This window comes from Microbacterium sp. BR1 (assembly GCF_002812725.1).
Classification (GTDB): domain Bacteria; phylum Actinomycetota; class Actinomycetes; order Actinomycetales; family Microbacteriaceae; genus Microbacterium.
On sequence record NZ_NMUN01000004.1, the window covers coordinates 63,069 to 85,940 of the forward strand.

The 22,872-nt window shown below is 69.6% G+C and carries 21 protein-coding genes and 1 tRNA gene; 17 read left to right on the top strand and 5 right to left on the bottom strand.

The features are described from left to right. The first annotated feature begins 86 nt into the window (after window positions 1-86). The 9 genes from CGU35_RS04560 (at window position 87) to CGU35_RS04600 (ending at window position 6,823) form a co-directional block, all read left to right on the top strand. The gene (locus CGU35_RS04560) at window positions 87-581 is read left to right on the top strand and encodes a GNAT family N-acetyltransferase (RefSeq protein WP_100810449.1); all 495 of its coding nucleotides are present in this window, start codon (window positions 87-89) and stop codon (window positions 579-581) included. A 76-nt stretch (window positions 582-657) separates the two neighbouring features. Continuing rightward, complete coding sequence (locus CGU35_RS04565; RefSeq protein ID WP_100810450.1) at window positions 658-3,450, top strand: FtsK/SpoIIIE family DNA translocase; 2,793 nt, start codon at window positions 658-660, stop codon at window positions 3,448-3,450. After that, a complete protein-coding gene (gene pgsA, locus CGU35_RS04570) occupies window positions 3,450-4,025 on the top strand; it encodes a CDP-diacylglycerol--glycerol-3-phosphate 3-phosphatidyltransferase (RefSeq protein ID WP_100810451.1) in 576 nt (191 codons plus the stop codon). Before CGU35_RS04565 ends, pgsA begins: the two co-directional genes overlap by 1 nt. Continuing rightward, window positions 4,022-4,510: a CinA family protein gene (locus CGU35_RS04575; RefSeq protein ID WP_100810452.1), complete on the top strand. Its 489-nt coding sequence runs from the start codon at window positions 4,022-4,024 to the stop codon at window positions 4,508-4,510. The genes pgsA and CGU35_RS04575 overlap by 4 nt, the downstream gene beginning before the upstream one ends. A gap of 167 nt (window positions 4,511-4,677) precedes the next feature. Further along, on the top strand, window positions 4,678-4,986 hold the full coding sequence (locus CGU35_RS04580) for a helix-turn-helix domain-containing protein (protein ID WP_036297033.1): 309 nt from the start codon (window positions 4,678-4,680) through the stop codon (window positions 4,984-4,986). Between the two features lie 7 nt (window positions 4,987-4,993). Then, a complete protein-coding gene (locus tag CGU35_RS04585; protein ID WP_100810453.1) occupies window positions 4,994-5,218 on the top strand; it encodes a DUF3046 domain-containing protein in 225 nt (74 codons plus the stop codon). 64 nt (window positions 5,219-5,282) lie between these two features. Further along, a tRNA-Met gene (locus CGU35_RS04590) sits at window positions 5,283-5,356 on the top strand. Window positions 5,357-5,462: 106 nt separating this feature from the next. Then, window positions 5,463-6,008 (top strand): DUF6328 family protein, encoded by a 546-nt coding sequence (locus CGU35_RS04595; protein WP_219811470.1) that lies wholly within the window; start codon window positions 5,463-5,465, stop codon window positions 6,006-6,008. Next, window positions 6,005-6,823, top strand: coding sequence for a carbon-nitrogen hydrolase family protein (locus CGU35_RS04600; RefSeq protein ID WP_100810454.1), 819 nt, complete (start codon window positions 6,005-6,007; stop codon window positions 6,821-6,823). The genes CGU35_RS04595 and CGU35_RS04600 overlap by 4 nt, the downstream gene beginning before the upstream one ends. A 10-nt stretch (window positions 6,824-6,833) precedes the next feature. On the opposite strand, the gene CGU35_RS04605 is transcribed toward CGU35_RS04600, so the two are convergent. Further along, window positions 6,834-8,036, bottom strand: coding sequence for an aminotransferase class I/II-fold pyridoxal phosphate-dependent enzyme (locus CGU35_RS04605; protein ID WP_100810455.1), 1,203 nt, complete (start codon window positions 8,034-8,036; stop codon window positions 6,834-6,836). 143 nt (window positions 8,037-8,179) lie between these two features. Here CGU35_RS04605 and CGU35_RS04610 point away from each other — a divergent pair, with 143 nt between their 5' ends. The 4 genes from CGU35_RS04610 (at window position 8,180) to CGU35_RS04625 (ending at window position 14,179) form a co-directional block, all read left to right on the top strand. Continuing rightward, on the top strand, window positions 8,180-9,865 hold the full coding sequence (locus CGU35_RS04610; RefSeq protein WP_100810456.1) for a S1C family serine protease: 1,686 nt from the start codon (window positions 8,180-8,182) through the stop codon (window positions 9,863-9,865). 146 nt (window positions 9,866-10,011) lie between these two features. Continuing rightward, window positions 10,012-11,286 (top strand): CDP-glycerol glycerophosphotransferase family protein, encoded by a 1,275-nt coding sequence (locus CGU35_RS04615; protein ID WP_100810457.1) that lies wholly within the window; start codon window positions 10,012-10,014, stop codon window positions 11,284-11,286. Next, entirely contained in the window at window positions 11,283-12,749 is a 1,467-nt protein-coding gene (locus CGU35_RS04620; protein ID WP_100810458.1) for a CDP-glycerol glycerophosphotransferase family protein, read from the top strand. The genes CGU35_RS04615 and CGU35_RS04620 overlap by 4 nt, the downstream gene beginning before the upstream one ends. Window positions 12,750-12,958: 209 nt before the next feature. Continuing rightward, window positions 12,959-14,179 carry an HNH endonuclease signature motif containing protein gene (locus CGU35_RS04625; RefSeq protein ID WP_157813890.1) on the top strand — a complete coding sequence of 407 codons (1,221 nt, stop codon included), beginning with the start codon at window positions 12,959-12,961 and terminating at the stop codon, window positions 14,177-14,179. 183 nt (window positions 14,180-14,362) lie between these two features. Here the strand turns inward: CGU35_RS04625 and CGU35_RS04630 are convergent, their stop codons facing one another. Further along, the gene (locus tag CGU35_RS04630; protein ID WP_100811275.1) at window positions 14,363-15,388 is read right to left on the bottom strand and encodes a glycosyltransferase; all 1,026 of its coding nucleotides are present in this window, start codon (window positions 15,386-15,388) and stop codon (window positions 14,363-14,365) included. 144 nt (window positions 15,389-15,532) lie between these two features. Between CGU35_RS04630 and CGU35_RS04635 the strand changes: the two genes are divergently transcribed. Continuing rightward, window positions 15,533-16,804 carry a CDP-glycerol glycerophosphotransferase family protein gene (locus CGU35_RS04635; protein WP_100810460.1) on the top strand — a complete coding sequence of 424 codons (1,272 nt, stop codon included), beginning with the start codon at window positions 15,533-15,535 and terminating at the stop codon, window positions 16,802-16,804. A gap of 20 nt (window positions 16,805-16,824) precedes the next feature. On the opposite strand, the gene CGU35_RS04640 is transcribed toward CGU35_RS04635, so the two are convergent. From CGU35_RS04640 to CGU35_RS04650, 3 genes are all read right to left on the bottom strand, one after another. Next, window positions 16,825-17,148 carry a hypothetical protein gene (locus CGU35_RS04640; protein ID WP_100811276.1) on the bottom strand — a complete coding sequence of 108 codons (324 nt, stop codon included), beginning with the start codon at window positions 17,146-17,148 and terminating at the stop codon, window positions 16,825-16,827. Between the two features lie 118 nt (window positions 17,149-17,266). Next, window positions 17,267-18,406, bottom strand: a complete 1,140-nt coding sequence (locus CGU35_RS04645; protein ID WP_232711150.1) for a hypothetical protein — start codon at window positions 18,404-18,406, stop codon at window positions 17,267-17,269. Window positions 18,407-18,455: 49 nt separating this feature from the next. Further along, the gene (locus CGU35_RS04650; RefSeq protein ID WP_100810461.1) at window positions 18,456-19,148 is read right to left on the bottom strand and encodes a phosphocholine cytidylyltransferase family protein; all 693 of its coding nucleotides are present in this window, start codon (window positions 19,146-19,148) and stop codon (window positions 18,456-18,458) included. Window positions 19,149-19,940: 792 nt separating this feature from the next. On the opposite strand from CGU35_RS04650, the gene CGU35_RS04655 reads away from it, so the two are divergent. The 3 genes from CGU35_RS04655 to CGU35_RS04665 are packed head-to-tail and all read left to right on the top strand — an operon-like array spanning window position 19,941 to window position 22,869. Beyond that, on the top strand, window positions 19,941-21,035 hold the full coding sequence (locus CGU35_RS04655; RefSeq protein WP_232711151.1) for an ABC transporter ATP-binding protein: 1,095 nt from the start codon (window positions 19,941-19,943) through the stop codon (window positions 21,033-21,035). Continuing rightward, on the top strand, window positions 21,011-22,561 hold the full coding sequence (locus CGU35_RS04660; protein ID WP_100810463.1) for a hypothetical protein: 1,551 nt from the start codon (window positions 21,011-21,013) through the stop codon (window positions 22,559-22,561). The genes CGU35_RS04655 and CGU35_RS04660 overlap by 25 nt, the downstream gene beginning before the upstream one ends. 41 nt (window positions 22,562-22,602) lie before the next feature. Continuing rightward, entirely contained in the window at window positions 22,603-22,869 is a 267-nt protein-coding gene (locus tag CGU35_RS04665) for a DUF3039 domain-containing protein (RefSeq protein ID WP_100810464.1), read from the top strand. Window positions 22,870-22,872 lie beyond the last annotated feature (3 nt).

The following is a 22,872-nucleotide window of genomic DNA, read 5'->3' on the forward strand; positions in this document are numbered from 1 at the left end:
GCGCTCGCACCGAGCCGGGCGGATCTGACCGACCTGTGCCTGTCTCGGTGTGTCCGCCTGCGCTCGTGCGCCGCTACACTCGCCGCATGCCCGCGTCGTTCAGCATCCGTCCCGCCGCACAGGCGGATGGCGGATTCCTCGCGGACATGGTCGTGGAGGCCGTGAATTGGCGCGCGGGCGGCGCGCGTCCACGGCATCAGATTCTGGCCACACCAGAACACGGCCGGTTCGTCGCGGGATGGATGCGTCCGAGCGACGCCGGATTCGTCGCGCTGGACCCACAGGGTTCGCCGATCGGCGCCGCCTGGTACCGGATGCTTCCGCGCACCGATCCCGCTTTCGCCCATGTGGGCACGGGGGTTCCCGAGATGATCATCGGCGTGCGCCCGATCTGGCGCGCACACGGGGTGGGACGGACGCTGCTGAAGCAGCTCACGACGCAGGCGGCCCGGGCGGGTTTCGCTCGGCTGAGTCTGAATGTCGAGCGCGGCAACTTCGCCGCTGTTTTCTACCGTTCCGAGGGGTTCGCGGTGACGCAGCCGGGCGTCGGTCGCGACACCATGGTCAAGCGACTCCGTTGAGTTCGAGCTGAGCCGGGGCTGAGCCCGAGCCGCGTCGCTGCGGGCGAACGTCGTCGTGCAGTCGTACCGTGGGGGAATGGCCAGGAGCACCAGCCCGACCAAGAGCGGCCGCGCGCCCGCTAAGGGCACCACGACGCGCGCGCGAAAGCCCGCGCCCGCACCCAAGCGCTACGACGACGAGCCCGTGAGGCCGCCGGCGGTCGCGCGTGCCTGGATGGGGCTCGCGCACGGCGTCGGGGGGCTGTTCCGCGCTTTCGGTCCCGAGACGCTCGAGAAGGATCAGCGCCGGGATGGTTTCCCATTCCTGCTCGTGTTGCTGGCGATCCTCGGCGGTGTCATCGAATGGTTCTTCATCGGCACCGGTGTCGCCCGGACGATCTCGGACTACACGGTCGGGGGGATGCTCGGTCGGCTCGCGTTCGTTCTGCCGGTCCTCGTGCTGATCCTGGCCGGATGGCTGTTCCGTCACCCGGCGAGCGTCCATGACAACGGACGCATCGGGATCGGTTTCGGCATGCTCGTGCTCACCGGCGCGGGGTTCTGTCATCTCGCCGGCGACCGTCCCGTGCCGAGCCAGGGTCTTCCGGTGCTCAGCAGTTCGGGCGGATTGTTCGGCTGGATGGTCGCCGAGCCCCTCGCCCTCGCGCTGACACCCATCGGCGCGTGGATCGTTCTCGTGCTCGTCGCACTGCTGAGCATCCTGATCATCACGAAGACGCCGCCGAACCGCATCGGTTCGCGTCTGGGGGACCTGTACGCCTGGATGTTCGGCGAGCACGCCCGCACCGAGACCGCCGCGGGGCAGCCCGAGACGGCGGCCGAGGCCGAAGACCCGAGCACGCCGTGGTGGCGCAGGAACAAGACCGGCCGCGAGGAAGACCCCGAGGGTGGCCTGAGTTCGCAGGACCTCACCGAGTTGCTGACGCCGGGTTCGACCCACGGCGGTTTCGAGCAGGCCATCGCCACCGCACCGCCCGTCCCACCCGCACCGGTGTTCTCGCCGGACGCGCTCACCGAGGTCATCGACCCGAACCTGCTCGCCGATGCCGAGCGTGCCGCCGAGGCCGCGCGCCAGCACGGCACCTCGATCCACGGCACCTCGATCCACGACGACTCCGCCGACCCCATCGACGACGGCGTGCTGCCGGGGCTCTCGGGGCTCGGCACGGACGGGGCGCTCGCCGGCAACCGCCCCGCGACGCCCTATCGCCTGCCGTCCGTCAGCGCCCTCGCGGCGGGCACACCCGCGAAGGCGCGATCGGCCGCGAACGACGAGGTCGTGCGCTCGCTGACCGAGGTGCTGCGTCAGTTCGGCGTGGATGCTCGGGTCACGGGCTTCTCGCGCGGCCCGACGGTGACGCAGTACGAGATCGAGCTCGGCCCGGGAGTCAAGGTCGAGCGCATCACGGCCCTGACCAACAACATCGCCTACGCCGTGGCCTCGAACGAGGTCCGCATCCTCGCGCCGATCCCCGGCAAGAGCGCGATCGGCGTGGAGATCCCGAACGCCGACCGCGAGATCGTGACGCTCGGCGATGTGCTTCGCTCGGGCAACGCGCAACAGTCGACGCATCCCATGACGATCGGCGTCGGCAAGGATGTCGGCGGCGGATTCGTCGTCGCGAACCTGGCCAAGATGCCCCACCTGCTCGTCGCCGGTTCGACCGGTTCGGGTAAGTCGAGCTTCGTGAACTCGATGATCACCAGCCTGCTGATGCGCGCCAAGCCGTCCGAGGTGCGTATGGTGCTGATCGACCCGAAGCGCGTCGAGCTGACGTCGTACGCGGGTGTGCCGCACCTGATCACGCCCATCATCACGAACCCCAAGAAGGCCGCCGAGGCGCTGCAGTGGGTCGTGAAGGAGATGGACATGCGGTACGACGACCTCGCGTCGTTCGGCTTCCGTCACATCGACGACTTCAACAAGGCCGTCGTGGCGAACGAGATCCAGCTGCCCGCGGGCAGTGAGCGTGTGCTCAAGCCGTACCCGTACCTGCTCGTCGTCGTCGACGAGCTCGCCGACCTCATGATGGTCGCCCCGCGCGACGTCGAGGACTCGATCGTCCGCATCACACAGCTCGCCCGGGCCTCGGGCATCCACCTGGTGCTCGCGACCCAGCGCCCGAGCGTCGATGTCGTCACGGGTCTGATCAAGGCCAACGTGCCCTCCCGCCTCGCGTTCGCGGTGACGAGCGTGACCGACTCCCGCGTCATCCTGGACCAGCCCGGCGCCGACCGCCTGATCGGTCAGGGCGACGGACTCTTCCTGCCGATGGGGGCCTCGAAGGCGATCCGCGTGCAGGGCGCGTGGGTCAGCGAGCGCGAGATCGAGACGGTCGTGGCGTACGTCACCGGACAGGCGCGCCCGGAATACCGGGCGGATGTCGCGGCGGTCGCCGAGAAGAAAGAGATCGACGCCGACATCGGCGACGACCTCGAGCTGCTGCTCGCGGCGGCCGAGCTGATCGTCTCGACCCAGTTCGGGTCGACCTCGATGCTGCAGCGCAAGCTCCGGGTCGGGTTCGCGAAGGCCGGACGCCTGATGGACCTGCTCGAGGCGCGCGAGATCGTGGGACCGTCGGAAGGCTCCAAGGCCCGCGATGTGCTGGTAACCGCGGAACAGCTGCCCGAGGTGCTGGGAATGCTGCGCGGTGACGTGGCGCCCGCTGCCCCGGCGGCGCCTTCCGCTCCCGCGGCTTCGGCTTCTGCTCCGGTCGCGGCCCCGGCTCCGGCCGCCGGGTACGAGCCGGACTCGCGCTACGGCACCGACGCGGTCGCCGACTCGCTCGCCGCCCAGTACGACGGCCTGCCGGTCGTCGAAGCCGAGGGTGGCGACGAGGACGCCTGGGGCTTGACGGGGCGCGACTGATGGCCGTTCCTCGGCAGCTGCCCAACGCGATCACGATCGCGCGGATCCTGTGCGCCCCCGTCTTCCTGTGGATGCTGCTCGCCGACGGTGGCGCGGATGGCCCGCTGCGCTGGTGGGCCGCGGTGCTGTTCATCGTCGCGATCGCGACGGACGGTATCGACGGGTACATCGCGCGGCGCTACGAGATCGTCACGGACCTCGGCAAGCTGCTCGACCCGATCGCCGACAAGGTGCTGACGGGCTTCGCTTTCATCGGTCTGTCGATCCTGCTCGAGCTGCCGTGGTGGGTCACGATCGTCGTGCTGATCCGCGAGGTCGGCATCACGGTGCACCGCCTGGTCGTCGCAAGCGACCACGTGGTCGCCGCCGCGTGGATGGGCAAGCTCAAGACGCTCGCCCAATCCGTCGCGCTGTCGCTCGCCCTGCTGCCCCTGGCGTCGGTCGTGGGGGACTGGATCGTCTGGGTGAACATCGTGACGATGTGGATCGCCGTCATCCTGACCATCGCGAGCGGGATCGACTACGTCGTGACCGAGATTCGCGGTGCCCGTCGTTCGCGAGCCTCCCGACCGTGACCGAGAGCGGGCGCACGGATGCCTCGGCGGCCCTCGAACACCTGCAACGGCGTGGCTGGACGCTCGGCGTCGCGGAATCGCTCACGGGCGGGATGCTCGCGGCGGCACTCATCTCGGTGCCCGGAGCATCCGCGACGGTCGTCGGCGCGATCGTCGCCTATGCGACCCCGCTCAAGCACTCGCTCCTGGGCGTCGATGCCACACTGCTCGCCGAGCACGGCGCCGTGCATCCCGAGGTCGCACGGCAGATGGCGGAGGGTGTTCGTCACGCCGTTGTGGTGGATGGGCGCGACGCCGACGTCGGAATCGCCACGACCGGCATCGCCGGGCCCGACTCGCCCGACGGGCAGCCGGTCGGCACCGTCTACGTCGGCGTGAGTGCGCCGGGCGGGTCGAGCGTTCTCACGCTGCGACTCGGGGGCGACCGCGACGCGATCCGCGCCGAGACCGTCCGCCAGGCGTTGAGCGCCCTCCTCGCCGTGTGAGGCAAACGCGCGAGGCGGGCGCGGCTGGGGAATAGGACGTGTTTCGTCTCCGTTACATTCGGTGATTCCCAGCCTTCGCATAGCGGAGGGCATTAGATTGGCACCATTCGGTGTTGTATTGTGGCCCACTCGGTGGGACACAGCGAGGACAGTGAGGAGGGGGCATCATGATCCTGGTTCGTCAAGAGATCGGGGACGTCCTTCGGGACTTCCGTCTGCAGAAGGGTCAGACCCTCCGTCAGGTCGCCGGCAAGGCGAGCGTTGCGCTCGGGTACCTCAGCGAGGTCGAGCGTGGGCAGAAAGAGGCCTCGAGCGAGATCCTCGCTTCGGTGGCCGAAGCCCTCGACGTGCCCATTTCGACGATCATGCGCGAGGTCGGCGACCGCATCTCGGTCATGGAGGGTCTGCAGACCTTCCCGGATGTCGTTCCCGACGACCTCGTGGCGTCCGTCGACGCCGAGCTGTCGTTGCGCTGACCCCCGGATGCGTCGAAGCGAATTCGAACGCGCCGTCGAGGATGAATTCGGCGCCGCTTATGGTGCCGTCGTGACGGCTGATCTCGGCCTGGATGCGCTCGGTGGGCGCACCGCTGCTGCGGCGATCGCCGCGGGTGTCGACCCGCGCGAGGTGTGGGTCGCTTTGTGTGCCGCGACGGATGTCCCGCCCGAGCGCCGCTACGGCGTCGGTCGTCTCGAGCCCCGGTCCTGATCGGCGTCCGAGGTGGCCCCGATTCGACCACTCCGAGATCGCATGCTAAGCTCGATTCTTGTGCCGCGGGGTGGAGCAGCTCGGTAGCTCGCTGGGCTCATAACCCAGAGGTCGTAGGTTCAAATCCTGCCCCCGCAACAAAAAGAGAGTCCCGGAAGCCGTCATGGCATCCGGGACTCTCTGCTTTTCGGTGTCGCTTGCCGTGCGGCTTGCCGCGCATCGCGGGGCACGTCAGGATGGGGAGATGGTCGACGCCGAGGGGATCGCGCACGGAGCGCGAAACGGAGCATCCGGCGATCCTGATCCCGCGGAAAGCGCCCACGACGGGCGGCACGAGACACCCTCCGAGCGGTATGACCGGAACTGGATCGAGGTCCTGCAGGAGCTCCGTGTTCTGCAGACCGGCACCCAGATCCTGACCGGTTTTCTGCTCGCCCTGGCGTTCCAGCCGGCTTTCGCCGATCTCGATGACGGGCAGCGCACGTTCTACCTCTTTCTGGTCGTGGCCTCGGCGCTCAGCGCCATCATCGCCCTCGCGCCCGTCGCGCTGCACCGCTTCCTCTTCCGTCGTCGTGAGAAGCGGCTCATCGTGACGTACGGCCATGCGGCGCTCATCACCGCTCTCGCGACGGTGTCGATCTTGCTGGTCGGTGTCGTCGCGTTCGTCTTCGATGTCGTTCTGGATCGGGACGCGGCGCTGATCGCCGGACTGTCTCTCGGGGCGCTGATCGTGGTGCTCTGGCTCGTCGTGCCGCTGATCTGGCGCAGCCGCGGTGAGGGGCCCGCGTGACCGGATCGACCGTCGAGGCGGGCGTGGGCGTGGCGGTGGCGCAGTTCGCGCCCACCGCCTCTCGCGCGGTGAACCTCGAATCCATGGCCGAACTGGTCGAAACCGCCGTGGCCCGTGGGGCGAGGCTCGTGCTGTTCCCGGAGTACTCGAGCTACTTCGTCGATCCGTTCGACGACTCGCTCGCCGCGAACGCCGAAGCCGTCGACGGACCCTTCGTGACCGCGCTCATCGCCCTCGCTGCCCGATACGAGGTCTGCATCGTCGCAGGCATGGTCGAGCGTGCGGACGACGAACGGCGCGTCCGGAACACCGTGGTCGCCGTGGACAGCGGGGGAGTGCTCGCGCTCTACCGCAAGCTGCACCTGTACGACGCGTTCGGCCAGCGTGAGTCGGACTGGGTCGAGGCCGGCGAGATTGTCGAGCCCCAGACCTTCGAGTGCGACGGTGTGCGGTTCGCGCTGCAGACCTGTTACGACCTGCGCTTTCCGGAGGTCACGCGACTCCTCGCGGACGCGGGAGCGGATGTCGTACTCGTGCCGGCCGAGTGGGTCCGCGGGCCGCTCAAGGAACACCACTGGCGGACGCTGCTGCAGGCCCGGGCGATCGAGAACACGCTCTACGTCGCCGCAGCGGATCATCCGCCGCCCCTCGGCGTCGGACACAGCGCCCTGATCGACCCGCAGGGCGTCGAGATCGCGGCCGTCGGCACCGGAACGGATGTCGCCGTGGGATTCGTCGAGCGTGCCGCGGTCGAACGCGTGCGTCGGACGAACCCGGCACTGGCGCTCCGGCGGTTCCGCGTCGAACCCCGCTGACGACTACCGGTCAGCGGGAGAGCGCTGCCAGCCGTTCGGCAGCGTCCTCGAGCACCTCGACGCGCTTGCACGCCGCGAACCGCACGAGCGTCGCGTATTCGTTCTGACGCTCCGCCGTCACGAAGGCCGACACGGGGACGCCGACGACCCCGGCGAGCTCGGGCAGTTCGCGGCAGAAGGCCGCCGCATCCGTGACTCCCAACGGCGCGGCATCCGCGACGGTGAAATACGAACCGCGGGGCTCCGAGACGGCGAATCCGGCGGCGCGCAACCCCGCGCCCAGGATGTCGCGCTTGTTGGCGAGCGTCGCGGCGATTTCTTGGAAGAAGGCGTCGTGCAGCCGCAGACCCGTCGCGATGGCCGGCTGGAAGGGCGCTCCGTTCGCGTAGGTCAGGAACTGCTTGACGGTGTTCACGGCCGTGACCAGCGGCGCGGGGCCGGTCGCCCAGCCGATCTTCCATCCCGTCGTCGAGAACGTCTTGCCCGCGGACGAGATCGTGAGGGTTCGTTCCCAGCCGCCGGGCAAGGTGGCCAGCGGAACGTGCGCGACCCCGAAGGTCAGGTGCTCGTAGACCTCGTCGGCGACGATGATCGCGTCATGGCGTTCGGCGAGTTCGACGATGCGTCGCAGTACCGGCGTCTCGAAAACGGCCCCGGTCGGGTTGTGGGGGTTGTTGATCAGGATGACCCGGGTACGGTCGGTGACGGCACGCTCGACCTCGTCGAGGTCGGGCTGGAAGTCCGGCCACCGCAACGGCACGGACACGAGCCGGGCCCCGGTCAGGGCCACGCACGCGGCGTACGAGTCGTAGTACGGCTCGAAGACGACTACCTCGTCGTCGGGGGAGTCGACCAGCGCCAGCAGGGCCGCCGCGATCGCCTCGGTCGCCCCGGCCGTCACGAGAACATCGCGCTCCGAATCGAGGTGCAGCCCGTAGAAGCGCTGCTGGTGCTCGGCGATCGCGTGCCGCAGGTCGGGCATGCCCCGGCCCGGCGGGTACTGGTTCACGCCCTGGGCGATGGCCTCGCGCGCGGCCTCGATCACCTCGGCGGGCCCGTCCTCGTCGGGAAACCCCTGACCCAGGTTGATGGCGCCGGTGCGTGTCGCGAGCGCCGTCATCTCGGCGAAGATCGTCTGTGCGACCGAGCCGTCTGGGCCGAGCAGTCCCGCCCCTGCGGCGGTCCGCAGCCATGCGCCCCTGAGCTCGGACATCCGCGCCTCCTCGGTAGACGCCGTGTGCGGGCGCCGCCCTCCAGGCTAGGCCAGCACGTTCGCATAGCCGAAATGCGGTGGCGTCATAAGCAACGCACAGGATGCGGGAGCACAGTGAAGGGGATTTGGACGAAGGAGCACCGATGACCGACACCCAGGGCACCAGCCCCACCGACGACGCCGCGCAGCCGAACGGCGACGCAACGCCCAGCAATGGGGCAGCGCCGACCAACGACGCTGTGCCCGCGAACGACGCTGTGCCCGCGAACGACGCTATGCCCGCGAACGACGCGACACCGGTGAACGACGCGACACCGGTGAACGACGCGACACCGGTGAACGACGCAGCGCCCCCGCAGGAGCAGACGGCATCAGCGCCCCCGCACACTCCGCCCGCAGCGTCCGCGCACAACGGCTATCCGCCCGTGCCGCCGCTCCCGGGTGCGCAGCAGCCCTACAGCCCCGGAGCGCCGACCGGTGCGCCCGCCTACGTCGGCGCCCCCGCCGGCGGACAGGCCTTCGGCCCGGCAGCAACGGCGGCCTATGGCGCCCACCCGACCGGCAGCCAGCCCACGCTTCCGCTCGGTCCCGCGCCCGTCGCTGCGGCCCCCCAGCCCGCGCAGAAGAAGTCCGGGGCGGCCCGCGTCGCGGGCTTCATCGTCGCCGCGGCGCTCGTCGGCGGGGCCGCGGGCCTCGGCGGCGCGTACGCCGGCACGCAACTGTGGGCTGCGCCCTCGACCACGGTCGTTCAGGGCGGCTCGGCCGTCACCGTCAACAACCCCGACAAGGTCAACGCCACGACCGCGATCTCGGCCAAGGTGCTGCCGAGCGTCGTCACGATTCAGGTGTCGGGCGGCGGGTCCGGCGGCAGCGGCTCCGGTGTCATCCTGAGCAAGGACGGCTACGTGGCGACGAACACGCACGTCGTCACCCTCGATGGTGCGACGGGTGACGCGACCGTCCGGGTGACGACGTCGGACGGCAAGATCTACGACGCCGAGATCGTCGGCACGGATCCCACCTACGACCTCGCCGTCATCAAGCTGAAGGATGCTTCGGGGCTGACCCCGATCGAGTTCGCCGATTCGTCCGACCTGAACGTGGGTGACGCGACGGTTGCGATCGGTGCTCCTCTGGGGCTCTCGAACACCGTCACGACCGGAATCGTGAGTGCGCTGAACCGGAGCATCGAGATCGCTTCGTCCGCGGCTCCGAAGGGCGGCGGCGCGGACGAGGACGAGCAGGGCGACGAGCAGGGACCGGGCCAGCAGGGCCCGTTCCAGTTCGACATCCCGGGCCAGCAGGGTCAGCAGGGGCGCTCGGCGGGCAAGATCAGCATCGCGGTCATCCAGACCGACGCGGCGATCAATCCCGGCAACTCGGGCGGCGCGCTCGTCGACGGCGAAGGCAAACTCATCGGCATCAACGTGGCGATCGCATCCGCAGGATCCGCCTCGGGGCAGGCGGGTTCGATCGGTGTCGGCTTCTCGATCCCGTCGAACGTCGTCGAGCGGGTGACCGGCGAGATCATCGCGGACGGCAAGGCCACACACGGACTGCTCGGGGCCACGGTCCTTCCGGCGAGTTCGGTCGAGGGCGCCGCGATCTCGGGCGCGTACATCGACGGCGTGACCGATGGCGGCGCGGCCGCATCGGCGGGCATGAAGAAGGGCGACATCGTCACGGCGTTCAACGGCGTGCCGATCGCGAGTGCGGTGGACCTGACCGCGCAGGTGCGTGCGGCTGCGGCCGGAAGCGACGCGAGCGTGACGTTCGTCCGCGACGGCAAGACGCAGAGCGTGGACGTGACCCTGGGTTCACTCGGGTGAACGAGCACTGAGCACGCGCACTGAGCACGCGACGCCCCTGGCACCCTCTGTCGTGAAGAGGTGTCGGGGGCGTCGCGCTGTGCTCTGCTCGTCGATCCTCCGCTCCGCGGGGGCCACCGGGTAGGCTCGCCTGCGGAAAGGGGATCGTGGCGTCCTTCTCGTTCGGTGCCGGCAACGCAGCCAAGCTCGCTCGCATCCCCCTGTATCTGGCCGGTCGGCTCGCGACGCTCGTCGTTCCCCGTTCGCGGGACGAGTGGGTCTTCGGCTGCGGAGCGGGTATCGGTGACGGGGCCCTCGCACTCTGGCACCGGGTCGCGGCGGACGGACGTCCGGCGGTGTGGCTCACGGGATCGGATCGTGAGGCCGCGGATGCCTCGGCCCTCGGCATCCCGCACGCCAGGCGGATGTCGTGGCGCGGATTCTGGCGCACGGCGCGCGCCCGTGTGGTGGTCGTCACACACGGGTTCGGAGACGTCAACCGCTACGCGGTGTCGGGCGCGTTCGTCGCCCAGCTCTGGCACGGGATTCCGCTCAAGCGCATCGGCCTCGACTCTCCCGAGACGCTCCGCAGCAGCATCCTTCCCGGATCGCGCCTGCTGCGTCGCGCGCTCGGAACGATGTACCGCGCCACGGCGCGCCAGATCGACCTGCTGCCGGCGGCGTCCCCGCTCGTACGTGGGCGGCTGGAGTCCGCCTTCGGCCTGAACGACTCGCGTGTACCCGTCACCGGCGAGCCGCGTGTCGATGTGCTCTCGGCGGGAACGCCGGATGAGCGTCGCGAGCGCGCCCGTGACGCCCTCGCCGGGGCGGGCCTGACATCTCTCGGGGGCTCCCGCCTCGTGCTGTACGCCCCGACGTGGCGTGATGGCGAGCCCGACCCCGCCATCCCGACACCCGCCCAGTGGCACCGTCTGGTCGAGACGCTGGAGACTCGCGATGCCGTGCTGCTCGTGCGTTCCCACCCCCTCGGGGCGGGCGACTACGAACCGCCGTTCGAGACCGACCGGGTGCATCCGCTCGGCAGTGCCCGGTTGCGCGACGCGACGCCCGTGTTGCCCGCTCTCACCGCGCTCATCACGGATTACTCGTCGATGGCGTTCGATGCCTCGCTCGTCCCTCTTCCGGTGCTGTATCTCGCACCCGATGTGGATGCGTACGGGCGTCGACGCGGATTCTACGGTCGATTCACGGATGTCGCGGGCCCCGATGCCGGCGTCACGTGGGACGACACGATCGACCAACTGGACGCGGTCCTCACCGACCCGCGAGCGCGCGACGAGCGCATCGAGCGCTCGCTGGCGCTCAGCGAGCGCATGCACAGCTACCGGGACGGCAAGAACACCGCGCGGGTCTACCGTGCGATCCTGAACGGGGCCCGCCTGCGAGGCCGGGTCCCCGAGCACCGAGAGAGCACAGCATGACCTCCGCGCGATTCACGAGCGACGAAACCGACGAACTGCTCGTGCAGGGCACCGGACCCCGGCCCGATGCGGTGTGGCTGGAGGGGCCCCGAGCGCGCGTCGACGCGGTCGTGACGGGCGGCGGCAAGACCTGGAAGGCCCGGATTCGCCTCACGACTGCCCGGTGGGGCGGTCCCGAGCTCCCGCTGCCGAGCGGCACGTATGGCCTTCGCATCCGCGCGACCCCCGACGCCGCGGACGACTCCCTCGTGGTGGATTCGCTGCCGCTCGAGATCCTGACGGGCCTGCGCGCGACCCTCGACGGCGAGCAGGGGGCGCTCGTGATCGGCCCGCCGGTCGACCCCGCCTACGACTCCGGGGCCGGACAGGACGCGCTCGCGCGCAGGTACGTCGGACGTACCGCCCCGCTCGAGAATGCGGTGTTCTTCGAGAGCTTCTACGGGCGCTCGGCGAGCTGCAACCCGCTCGCGATTGATCGTGAGCTCGCTCGTGTCGCACCGGGGGTGGTCCGGTACTGGAGCGTTGTCGATCTCTCGGTAGCCGTACCCGACGGGGCGATTCCGGTCGTCGAGGGCAGCCCCGAGTGGTGGCGTACCCGCGGCTCGGCACGTCTGCTCGTCGTCAACGACTGGTTGCGCCGAGCCTACGCGCGACGCCCCGGACAGCACGTCCTGCAGACGTGGCACGGTACGCCGTTGAAGCGCCTGGCTTTGCACCGGCCCGGCTTCGACCCCCGTCGCGCCGTGGCTGTCGTGCGGGAGTCACGGCGCTGGAACGTGCTCCTGGCCCCGAATCCCTACAGCGAGAACATCATGAGGAAGGCCTATGCCTTTCTCACCCGTCCGGTGTGGGTCGAGGGGTACCCCCGCAACGACGTCCTCACGACGGGTGACGGGGCGGCCGTCCGGGCGCAGCTCGGCATCGCGGAAGGCGAACGCGTGCTGCTCTATGCCCCCACCTGGCGCGATGACCGTGAGCAGATGGTCGACTTCTTCGATCCCGCCGAGCTGGCGCGCCGCACGGGCGCGTTCGTCCTGGTGCGCGGCCACTCGCGGACCATTCAGGCGGGGCGCGACGCCGCCGGGACGCGGGTCATCGACGTCACGCGGTATCCGGATGTCTCGCGCTTGCTGCTCGCGGCCGATGCCCTGATCACCGACTACTCGTCGCTGATGTTCGACTTCGCGGTCACGGCGAAGCCGATGTACTTCTTCGTGCCCGACCTCGAGCACTTCCGCGGGGAGCTGCGCGGGTTCTATTTCGATCTCGAGGCGCACGCGCCGGGACCGGTCGTCCGCACCTTCGACGATCTCGTCGGGGCGATCGAGGACCCGTCGACGACCTCGACCTATGCGACGCGTTACGGGGCGTGGCGGCGGAAGTTCACCGCCCGGGAGGACGGGCGCGCTGCAGAGCGGGTCGTCGCCCGGATTCTCGACCAGGGCTTCGTCGACCGGGGCTGAGCAGCCGCGATGCTTGGGCATCGTCAGATGTGGGAACTCTCATCTTTCGCGCTCGGTCTTGGCGTGATTTCGGTGCTTTTCGGGCGTCGGATGTCGGTGGTCGTCCGTAGAGTTTCGAACATGCATTCGAACATGCGTGTCGCATCCGATGAGGATGTTGATGTGCCGCGCGTGACCTGGCGGTGCGGTTCGCGGAGGCGTCCCGGGCGGTGGCGCGGGCGCAGGCGGCGCAGGCGCGGGTGTTGGCGGATGCGGCGGACCTCGGGATGCGGCGGGTTGCGGAGTTGGTGTCGGTCTCGTCGCGTGAGGCGGAGTTGCCGGTGCGGGCGTTGGCGGCGGAGTTGGGTGTCGCGGCGAACATGTCGGACCGGACGGTGCAGCGCCGCATGAACGATGCCGCGGTGTTGGCCGAGGCGTTTCCCGCGACGTTCGACGCGTGGGATGCGGGGCGTATCGGTGCGGGGCATGTTGCGGTGATCATGGAACACGGACTGCCGCTTGTGGATGCGGAGGCGCGGTCGGAGTTCGAGGCTGCGGCGTTGGCCCGGGCGGAGGGGACGACACCGGGGCGGCTCGGGTCGGCGTTGGCGCGATTGGCGGAGTCGTTGCAGCCGAGGTCGTTGGCGGAGCGTCACCGGGAGGCGCGTGCGTCGCGGGGTGCGTGTGTGCGGGACCTCGGGGACGGGATGGCGGAGTTCACCTCTGTGCAGCCCGCGGTGTTGGCGCATGCGATGCACGACCGGATCACACAACAAGCAAAGGCGATCAAGAACGCCGACCCGGGTGATGTGAGGACGGTGGATCAGATTCGTGCGGACCTGGTCGCGGACATGCTGCTCACCACCACGCCGACCGTCGAAACCGGTGCCGGACTGTCGGACGGCTTCGGCGGGTTGGGTGCGATCCGGGGGATCGTGAACGTCACCGTTCCCGCTCTCGCGTTGGCCGGAGTGACCGATGAGCCCGCGGGGCTGGCCGGGCGGTGCCCGATCGACCCCGCCACCGCCCGGCAACTCGCTGGCCACGCGACGGGGTGGGAACGGGTCCTCGCCGACCCGATCACCGGGTGTGTTCTCGCGGTCGACCGATACACACCGTCGGCGGACATGAAACGGTTCCTGCGCGCTAGGGATCAGCACTGCCGGTTCCCCGGGTGCCGGCAACCCGCCCACCGGTGCGACCGCGACCACACCCACGACTACGCATTGGGTGGGCCCACGGATGCCTGCAACCTCGCGTGCCTCTGCAAGAGACACCACACCCTGAAAGGCGAAACAGGCTGGACCGTCCGACAACTCGGCGGCGGAGTCCTCGATGGACCTCACCGGGTGGGCACGTCTACATCGACAAACCCCCACCCGCCGTCCACTTCACCCCCAACACCGACCCACCACCCTTCTAGGCATGGGGCGCTGCGCCCGTCGGAGTGACCCGCTGTGCCATGCCCGGTCACTGAGCCCGTCTCGGCGACCAGGTGCCGCGCCCGGATCACCGGGTCTGCCGAAGCGACCCGCTGCGACCGGGCTGTGCCCTGCCTGCCTCGGAACGGGTGTAGCAGCATGCGCTAGGTGTGCTGACCTCGACCGAATCAACAACGGTCGAGGTCAGAACAGCTAGGGCAGCGGAGTGTTGCGGTCGCCGAGACGCGAGGTGTCGACCGTCTCGTGCGCGCCCCGCACGAGACCGACGATGAAGCCGAATCCCCAGGCCAGGTGCATGGTGGGCAACACGGCGAGCGTCCACAGCTTGTCGCGCCATCCTTTTCCTCCGCCGCGCCCCACCGCAACCGCGACGATGAGCACCGCGTACGCGGCGACTGGCACGTATACGGCGGATGCGATGAGGCCCGGCCACCCGCTCAGGACACCCGTGACCTGCAGTACGGCGACGACGATGCTGAGCGCGACGTCGATCACGAGCACCGGGGGCGCGAAGAAACGCAGTGAGTTGCGCCTGCCGTAGCGCCGGACCAGCTCGCCGCGCCACGCGCCGGTCGCCCGGAACTGCCGGGCGAGCCGCACCCAGCTCTCGCGCGGCCAGTACGTCACAGCGAGCGTCGGGTCGAACCAGACGCGGTACCCGGCCGCTCGGATCCGCAGGTTCAGTTCCCAGTCCTCGCCGCGTCGGATGCTCTCATCGAACAACCCCACCTCGTCGAGCACCGACCGGCGCAGCACGCCGAGGTACGCGGACTCGGCCTCACCCTCGCGGGTTCCGCCGTGATACGCACCGCCCCCGAGGCCGATGGGGGAGTTGTAGGCGCGCGCGACCGCACGCTGGAACGGGGTCCGCCCGGAGGCGTGCATCACGCCTCCGACATTCGCGGCACGCGTGCGCTCGAGTGTCTCCAGGGCCCGGCGCGTGTAATCGGGCGCGAGCTCGGAGTGCGCATCGACGCGGACGACGGTCGGTAGGGTGCTCGCGCGGATCGCGGCGTTCAGCCCGATCGGGATGTCGGCGGCGGGGTTGTCGACGAGGGTGATGCGGGCGTCGCGCGCGGCCAGCTCTCGGGCGAGCTCGGTCGTTCCATCGGTCGACGGCCCCAGCGCGAGAACCAGCTCGGTCGGCCCGTCGACATCCTGGTCGAGCACGGTCTGCACGGCACGCTCGAGATAACGGCGTTCGTTCAGCACCGGCATCACGAACGACACACCGGAGCCCGCTGGGACGGCCGACGCGTCTCGATCCGTCCTCTCGACCACTCCGCGTTCGTCCTGATGCACCCGTCGATCATGTCATGAGGCCCGCCGTGGACCCGAGTACCCGCTGGGTAGGGTGGACGGATGGGTCTCGTTTCGGATGGTCGCAAGCTCGCCGCATTGGCGCGACGCGCCCTGGCGAATCGGACGGCCCATCGGGCGGTCGTGCACGAGATCGAAAAGGCGCCGCCGCACCCGCCGCATCACTTCCGCATCGCGGTCTACTTCGCCGACGGCGATGTGAACATGTACCAGATCAGGCAGTGGTACCGTCCGCTCGCCGAGCTGGCGTCCACCTGGCCGGTCGTCGTGCTGTCGCGGTCCGCGACCGGGGCACGGGCGATCCTCGCCGACGGTGCGCTGCCCGTCGCGTACGTGCCCTCCGTGCGCAAGCTCGAGGAGTTCGTGGTCGGCCAGGACATCCGCATCGTGCTCTACGTCAACCAGAACACCCGCAACTTCCAGATGTTCCGATACGGGCACCGCTGGCACGTGTTCATCAACCACGGCGAGTCCGACAAGATGTACATGACGACGAACCAGTTCAAGGCGTACGACTACGCCTTCATCGCGGGCACCGCGGCGCGCGAGAGGTTGTCGCGGGTTCTCTGGGACTACGACTTCGACCGGCGTACCGTCCCGATCGGTCGTCCGCAGGCCGACTACTACTCCGGCGAGCTGCCCTACGCGCCGGACGATCGCGCCGTCGTGCTGTACGCGCCGACATGGGAGGGCGATCGGCCGTCGGCCCATTACGGTTCGATCCGCACCCACGGCGAACGCCTCGTCTCGGAGCTTCTCGCCACAGGTCGTCACCGCGTGATCTACCGGCCGCACCCGCGGAGCGGCGTCATCGATCCGGAGTACGGCGCGGCGAACCGGCGCATCATCGCGGCGATCGCGGCCGCCAACGCGCGGGATGCCGGCGCGCACCACGTCTACGACGATCGGCCCGAACTCGGCTGGCAGCTGTCGGCTGCCGACATCGCGGTCGTCGACATCTCGGCGATGGTCTATGACCGCTTGGCCGCCGGCCGCCCACTGCTGATCACGAGGCCGGTCGACCCCGAGGCATCCGTCGACACCGGCGGCTATCTCGCGGCCTGCGAGTGGTTGCACGCCGACGCCCCGGCCGGGTTCGTGACCGAGCTCGAGCGCGTCGCGGGCGACCCGGACGTCGCCGCGCGGCTCGGATATTGGGTCGAGCACTACTTCGGGGATGTGAGTCCCGGAGCGCCGACCGCAACGTTCCGCGCGGCTATCGCGCGACTCATGGATGACTGGGAGACCTGGCACGCCCGCTCCGTCGCCGCCGGCGATCCTGAGGACGTCGACGAGGCCGAACTCGACGACTGACCCGCGCCGTGCCGGCGCGCTCAGGGGGCGTACCGCCAGACGTACTCGCGCCCGTCGTGAGGTCGGAACCACGCGACCGTGACGATGCAGTCGTCCGGGTCGAGTGCGCAGAGGCAGAGTTCGGCGCTTTCACCGGGCATCATGCCTCCCCACAGGTGGGTTTCGATGCGTCTGGCGCCGCCGTGATCGGATCCGATATGGACGAATACCCGCACGACGTCGAGCGGCGTCGCACCGGCATTTGAGACGAGGCTGTGGCTGTCGTGCAGTCGCTCGACGTGCCAGGGCACGAGGTAGGCGCGCTCTCGGGACCGGGCGCCACGGGGGATCAGGGGTGTCAGCATGCGAGGCACGTTAGGGTCGAGCGCGGACAGCGCGGGCACGGATCAGCGCGAGCCGACGAGTGTCGGTGGACAGCGTTCCGCGACGGGCGCGGGGGAGGATGGATGCGCGGGCTTACGCCTACGCGCCTGGGTCCGCGCGCGAGCCTGTGTCTGCGGGCGAGCCTGTGCCTGTACCTGTATTTGCGGGTGTGCCTGTGTCTGCGGGCGAGTGTGGGCCTGTACCTGTGCCTGTGCCTGCGGGCGAGTCAGTGCCTGTGCCTGTGCGTGGGCCTGTGCCTGTGTCCGCTCCCGGGAGTGCGCCATCGGGCGCCGACTTCTTCTCGTCGATGGCCTTGTTCGGTCGGGGCATGATGCGGCCGACGGTGCCCGCAACCCTGCGGCCGGCCGACCCGGCGCCGCGTGCGGCGCTTCCCACGACCCCGCTCACGGCACCCGCGACCGCGCCGCCGAGACGTGACGCGCCGACGATCGTCGAGTGCTCGACGCGCCGGGCGCCCGGCTTCGGCTCGAGATCCGCCGGCAGCTCGAGGGGAGGGACGCCGAAGGCCCGGCGCGAACCGACGAGCACGCGACGCCCCAGGATGTTGTTGCCCGCGCCGCCCACGGCCGCCCCGATTCCGAAGGGCAGCGCCTTGCCGACCCACGATGCCCCGGCCTTCGCCGCGAACTGGTGGACGAACACGGTCTTCAGTCGATCGACGAGGGGGCCGACGGCGGCGCGCGGCAGGGTCTTGGTGACGAGTTCCCCCCAGTAGGCCGGGCGTGCCGCGCCCTTGCCCGCGGCTTGACCCGCGAGCTGGGCGACCAGGTCGACGCCTTCTTTGCCGAGCATGAGGGTGAGCACCAGCGCGCGGGCACGATCGGGGTCCTCGATCGCGATGCCGTGGACCTCGGCCACCGACTGCGCGAACAGCGTGGTCGACTCGAGGAATCCGATCGTCTCGACACCCGACAGTGCGAGCGTCACTCCGGTGCCGATTCCCGGGACGACGGCGGTGGCGCCGACGGCCGCTCCGCCCGTGGTGACGGCGGCGAGATAGCGGCGTTCCAGCATGCGCACGATGTCAGCGGTCGCGGCATTCGGATGCCTCAGCCGGATGCTGCGGATGTGTGCAACGACGAGCGGGCGCTGAATCGCCAGAACACGGTCGAGGGCGCGGACGATGCGGGGGTGCTCTTCCGAACCCACGGGCGGAAGACCCCCTTGCCAGGGCGCGTCGCCCGGCAGGGAGTGGATCCTGTGTACCTTGTCGGCCATCCGCGCGAGCCTATCCGCGGGGGCTGAGGACGCGCTGGATGCGCGCCGGTCAGACGAACAGGTTGGCGCGCTCGAGGTCTTCGGCGAAGTCCACCTCGACGGCGTACAGGTCGGAGATGTCGAGGGGCTCGACGAGAAGCCCGTTCTCGATGATCGCGAACTCGAGGCCGCGTTCGAAGTAGTCCTGGTCGTCGACTCGTCCCAGCTGGTGGACGAATGCCTTCTTGTCGGCCGCGGAGATGTAGTTGATGCCCACGGCCTCGCCGATGCCGCCCCGAACCGTCTTCGAGAGCTCCTTGATGTAGCCCTCGGCCGTGACGGTGTACTTGACCTCTTCGTCGCTGACCTTTGCGGTGTTGACGGACACGAAGGACTGGTCGCGCTCGATGAGTTCGATCGCGCGACCGAGCACGCGCGGGTCGAAGACGACATCGCCGTTCATCCAGAGCACGCCGCCGCGACCGGTCTTCTCGAGCGCACGCAGCAGCGACTTGGACGTGTTCGTCTGGTCGTAGCGGTCGTTGTAGACGTAGTCGACGTCGGGGAAAGCCTCGACGATGGTCTCGGCGCGGTAGCCGACGACCGTCGTGATGCGGGCGTCATCGCCGAATGCACTCCGAACGTTGTCGTGCTGCTGACGCATGATCGACCGGCCGTCGCTCAGTTCGGTGAGCGGCTTGGGCAGGGCGCGACCGAGTCGCGACCCCATACCGGCTGCGAGGATGACAATTCGTAGGCTCATGATGCTCCAGAAGTTCGTGTGCGTTCACCGTCGATTCAGGTGCGCGACACGCCTTTGTGCTTCGGCCATGCTACAGATCGACCCTGGGAAGCCGCAGGACCGCATTGCCGTCGTTGTCTTTTCGTGATGCGGATCACCGTTGCCTGTGAATGCCCGGCACGTCCCCCGGGTCTCGGTCCGGTTGGTTGATACGTTGGGGCGGTGACCGCTCCGACGCCTGACCCGCGGGATCCTTCCGACGAGTCCGCGACTTCCCCCGCCGAGCCTCAGCGAGCCCCCACCGCACCGCCCAAGGCGCCGCCGCGACCTCGCGCGCCCCGCGCCCCGCGCCCACAGCGTCCGACCGCGGGGGCCGGCGATTCCGCGTCACCCCGGGAGTCGCCGGAGGGACCGGATGCTGCGGTCACCGACGTACCGCCGAAGCCGCCGCGCCCCACGGCCAAGCCGACGACTCCGCGAGCGCCCCGTAAGGCCGCAGTGTCGCGAACCGCCGCGTCGACGCCCCGCAAGCCCGCCGCGCCCCGCACCGCGAAGAACGCCCCGAGCGCTGCGACGCGGACGCCTCCCGTGGCCGTCCCCGGCCCGCCTCCGCCTCTCCCGGCGGCTGCTCCTGGGGAGTCGCCCGAGGGAGCGGTCGACATCGAGGCGCCGTCCGACGGGAAGGCCGCGCTTCCTCCCCGTCCGCCCCTCCCTCCGCTTTTCCTTCCGGAGCCCGAGGCTGACGCGGCTCCGGCCGGAGATTCCGCGGACGACGAGCAGCCCGCGATCGCGGAGAACGGAGCATCCGTCACCGTGGTTGACGACACCGCTGTCGAAGAGCCTCACGAAGACGATCCCGCCGAAGACCAGACCGTCGCTGATGTTTCCGTCGTTGACGGCCCTGTCGTTGACGACCCTGTCCTTGACGGCCCTGTCCTTGACGGGCCCTTCGTCGACGACCCCGTCGTCGAAGAAATCGCGGATGAGACCGTCAGGGAAGACATCGGCCACGAAGAGTCGCTCGCCATCGTCGATCCGGACGTCCTCGCCGAGACCCTCGAGAGCGAGACGGGGTCAGCCGCGCCGGCGCTCGCCATCGTCGATCCGGACGTCCTCGCCGAGACCCTCGAGAGCGAGACGGGGTCAGCCGCGCCGGCGCTCGCCCTCCGCGGGGTCGTGAAGGAGTTCGGAGACACGCGCGCCGTCGACGCGATCGACCTGACGATCCCCGCGGGTTCGTTCTTCGGTCTGGTCGGGCCCAACGGCGCCGGAAAGACGACGACGCTCTCGATGATCGCCGGTCTCCTGCGCCCGGACAGCGGAACGATCGAGGTCTGCGGCGTCGACGCCGCGACCGATCCGTCGCGGGCGAAAAGACTCATCGGGGTTCTGCCGGACCGCCTGCGGACGTTCGATCGACTGACCGGACGCCAGCTGCTGTATTACTACGGCGTCCTGCGCGGACTGTCGTCCTCGGTCGTGCAGTCCCGGATCAGCGACCTCGCGCGTGCGTTCGACCTGGTCGACGCGCTCGGTCGCGTCGTGTCGGACTACTCGGCGGGCATGACCAAGAAGGTGATGCTGGCGGGCGCGATGATCCATTCGCCCCGCGTGCTCGTGCTCGATGAGCCCTTCGAATCGCTGGATCCCGCGTCGTCCCAGGTCATCCTCGACATCCTCGAGACGTATGTCGCGCACGGCGGAACGGTGGTGCTCTCGAGCCACGGCATGGCGCTCGTCGAGCGCGTGTGCACGCGGGTCGCGGTCCTGGTCGAGGGTGAGGTGCTGGCAACGGGCACGGTCGACGAGGTGCGCGGCGAGATGACGCTCGAGCAGCGCTTCGTCGAACTCTCCGGCGGCGTCGACGATGCGGAAGGTCTCGAGTGGTTGCACACGTTCTCCGACTGAGGGCAGCGCTCCTGGTCGGCGCGCTGCGCGGCGATTCGTCACACGTCGTGCGCGCGGTCGCCGGCCTCGTCGCGCTGGTGGCGCTCGGAATCATCGGATGCCTCGGCATCCTGTCGCTGTCCGGCGCTTCGCCCGACCGCACCGGGACGGTCATGGTGTGGACGGGATCCGCCCTCGTGCTGGCCTTTGCGCTCGCACCGGCGTTGACCGGGGCGCCCGACCCGCTGGATCCCCGCCGCTTCGCGGTCTTCGGCCTGGCCCCGCGCGGGCTCATCGCGACACTGTCGATCGCTTCGCTCATCAGCGCTCCGCTGGCGCTCGTCGTCGTCTTCGCCGTGAGCGGCGTGGTCGTCTGGGCGGGGCACGGTGCGAGCCCGGCACTCGCCATCGTGGGCGCCGTTCTCGGGGTTCTGACCTGCACCTTCGCCGGCCGGGTGGGTTTCGCTCTTGCCGCGATCGCCGTCCGCGAGGGACGCGGCAGGTCGCTCGTCGGCCTGTTCGCGCTGGGTGCCCTGGTCGGTGCCGTGCCGGTCGGCGTCTACTACGCGACATCCTCGGATCCTCTTGCTTCGCCCGTCGGCTCGGTCGCCGAGGTGCTGGCGCTCACTCCGTTCGGCGCCGCCTGGGCGATCGGCGATCCGAACGCGAACGCGCCCGTTGCGCTCGCCATCGCGGTCGCCACCCTCGTCGTGCTGTGGCTCTCGTGGGCCTGGCTGGCGCAGCGGCTGGTCTCGGGTGCGATCCGCTCCACCCCCGCCCATGATCACGCCGGGCTCGGCTGGTTCGGCGTCATGCCGGGCACGCCCGGGGGTGCCATCGCGGCACGCAGCATGATCTATTGGCTGCACGACCGTCGGTATCTGATGAACGTGGTCATCGTGCCGGTCGCGGCGGCCATCTCGATCGTGCCGCTGCTCGTGGCGGGTGTGCCGCTCGAGATCGCCATCCTCATCCCGGTGCTTCTCGCGGCGCTGTTCCTCGGCTGGCTGCCGCACGACGATGTCGCGTACGACTCGACCGCCGTGTGGATGCACGTCGCATCGAACGTGCACGGCATCGCGGATCGCGTCGGACGTCTCGCGCCGATCCTGCTCTTCGCGACGCCGGTGCTGGCCATCGCGCTCGTGTTCTCGGTCGCGCTGCACGGCAGCTGGGACGTGTTCCCGGCCATGATCGGGGCGGGCGCCTCGCTGTATCTGTCGGGCCTCGGGCTGTCGAGCATTGCTTCCGTTGTCGCACCGTACGCCGTGACGCGTCCGGGTGACAATCCCTTCCGGCAGCCGCAGCGCACGGGCTCGTCGGGCGTCATCGCCCAGGGAGCGGTACTGCTCGGATCCATCGTCGTGAGCGCTCCGGCTCTGCTCTGGACCTGGAGATCCGTGGCGGGCGCCGAGGAAGCGACGATGTTGGCGCTGGGGCTCGGCCTCGGGATCGGACTCGGCGTCTTCGTGATCGGGGTGGCCATCGGCGGCGCCCTCTTCCGCCGTCGCGGCGGCCGTCTGCTCGAACTGGCCGAGACCGCCTGAGACGGGCCCCGAGCCGCCTGGCGCCGATAGACTGACCAGCCATGAGCACGCCTCTCGATTCCCCAGACCAAGGCGGCCTTGCCACCCTCGAACGTGAGCTCGAAGAGCTCACACGAGAAGAGAACGTCGAACCCGGCGACCACGAGCGCTTCTCTCACTACGTCAAGAAGGAGAAGATCCTCGAGTCGGCTCTGACGGGCAAGCCGGTGCGGGCGCTGTGCGGCAAGAAGTGGACTCCGGGTCGCGACCCCGAGAAGTTCCCCGTGTGCCCGTCGTGCAAAGAGATCTACGAGTCGCTGCAGACCTGATCG

Excerpts from the sequence above, each read along its gene's own strand:
- CGU35_RS04605 (WP_100810455.1), bottom strand. The coding sequence starts at position 8,036 with ATGTCCGAGCTCAGGGGCGCATGGCTGCGGACCGCCGCAGGGGCGGGA.
- CGU35_RS04580 (WP_036297033.1), top strand. The coding sequence starts at position 4,678 with ATGATCCTGGTTCGTCAAGAGATCGGGGACGTCCTTCGGGACTTCCGT.
- CGU35_RS04635 (WP_100810460.1), top strand. The coding sequence starts at position 15,533 with ATGGGTCTCGTTTCGGATGGTCGCAAGCTCGCCGCATTGGCGCGACGC.
- CGU35_RS04620 (WP_100810458.1), top strand. The coding sequence starts at position 11,283 with ATGACCTCCGCGCGATTCACGAGCGACGAAACCGACGAACTGCTCGTG.
- CGU35_RS04585 (WP_100810453.1), top strand. The coding sequence starts at position 4,994 with ATGCGTCGAAGCGAATTCGAACGCGCCGTCGAGGATGAATTCGGCGCC.
- CGU35_RS04595 (WP_219811470.1), top strand. The coding sequence starts at position 5,463 with ATGGTCGACGCCGAGGGGATCGCGCACGGAGCGCGAAACGGAGCATCC.
- CGU35_RS04650 (WP_100810461.1), bottom strand. The coding sequence starts at position 19,148 with ATGAGCCTACGAATTGTCATCCTCGCAGCCGGTATGGGGTCGCGACTC.
- CGU35_RS04665 (WP_100810464.1), top strand. The coding sequence starts at position 22,603 with ATGAGCACGCCTCTCGATTCCCCAGACCAAGGCGGCCTTGCCACCCTC.
- CGU35_RS04630 (WP_100811275.1), bottom strand. The coding sequence starts at position 15,388 with ATGCCGGTGCTGAACGAACGCCGTTATCTCGAGCGTGCCGTGCAGACC.
- CGU35_RS04645 (WP_232711150.1), bottom strand. The coding sequence starts at position 18,406 with ATGGCCGACAAGGTACACAGGATCCACTCCCTGCCGGGCGACGCGCCC.
- CGU35_RS04565 (WP_100810450.1), top strand. The coding sequence starts at position 658 with ATGGCCAGGAGCACCAGCCCGACCAAGAGCGGCCGCGCGCCCGCTAAG.
- CGU35_RS04640 (WP_100811276.1), bottom strand. The coding sequence starts at position 17,148 with ATGCTGACACCCCTGATCCCCCGTGGCGCCCGGTCCCGAGAGCGCGCC.
- pgsA (WP_100810451.1), top strand. The coding sequence starts at position 3,450 with ATGGCCGTTCCTCGGCAGCTGCCCAACGCGATCACGATCGCGCGGATC.
- CGU35_RS04560 (WP_100810449.1), top strand. The coding sequence starts at position 87 with ATGCCCGCGTCGTTCAGCATCCGTCCCGCCGCACAGGCGGATGGCGGA.
- CGU35_RS04610 (WP_100810456.1), top strand. The coding sequence starts at position 8,180 with ATGACCGACACCCAGGGCACCAGCCCCACCGACGACGCCGCGCAGCCG.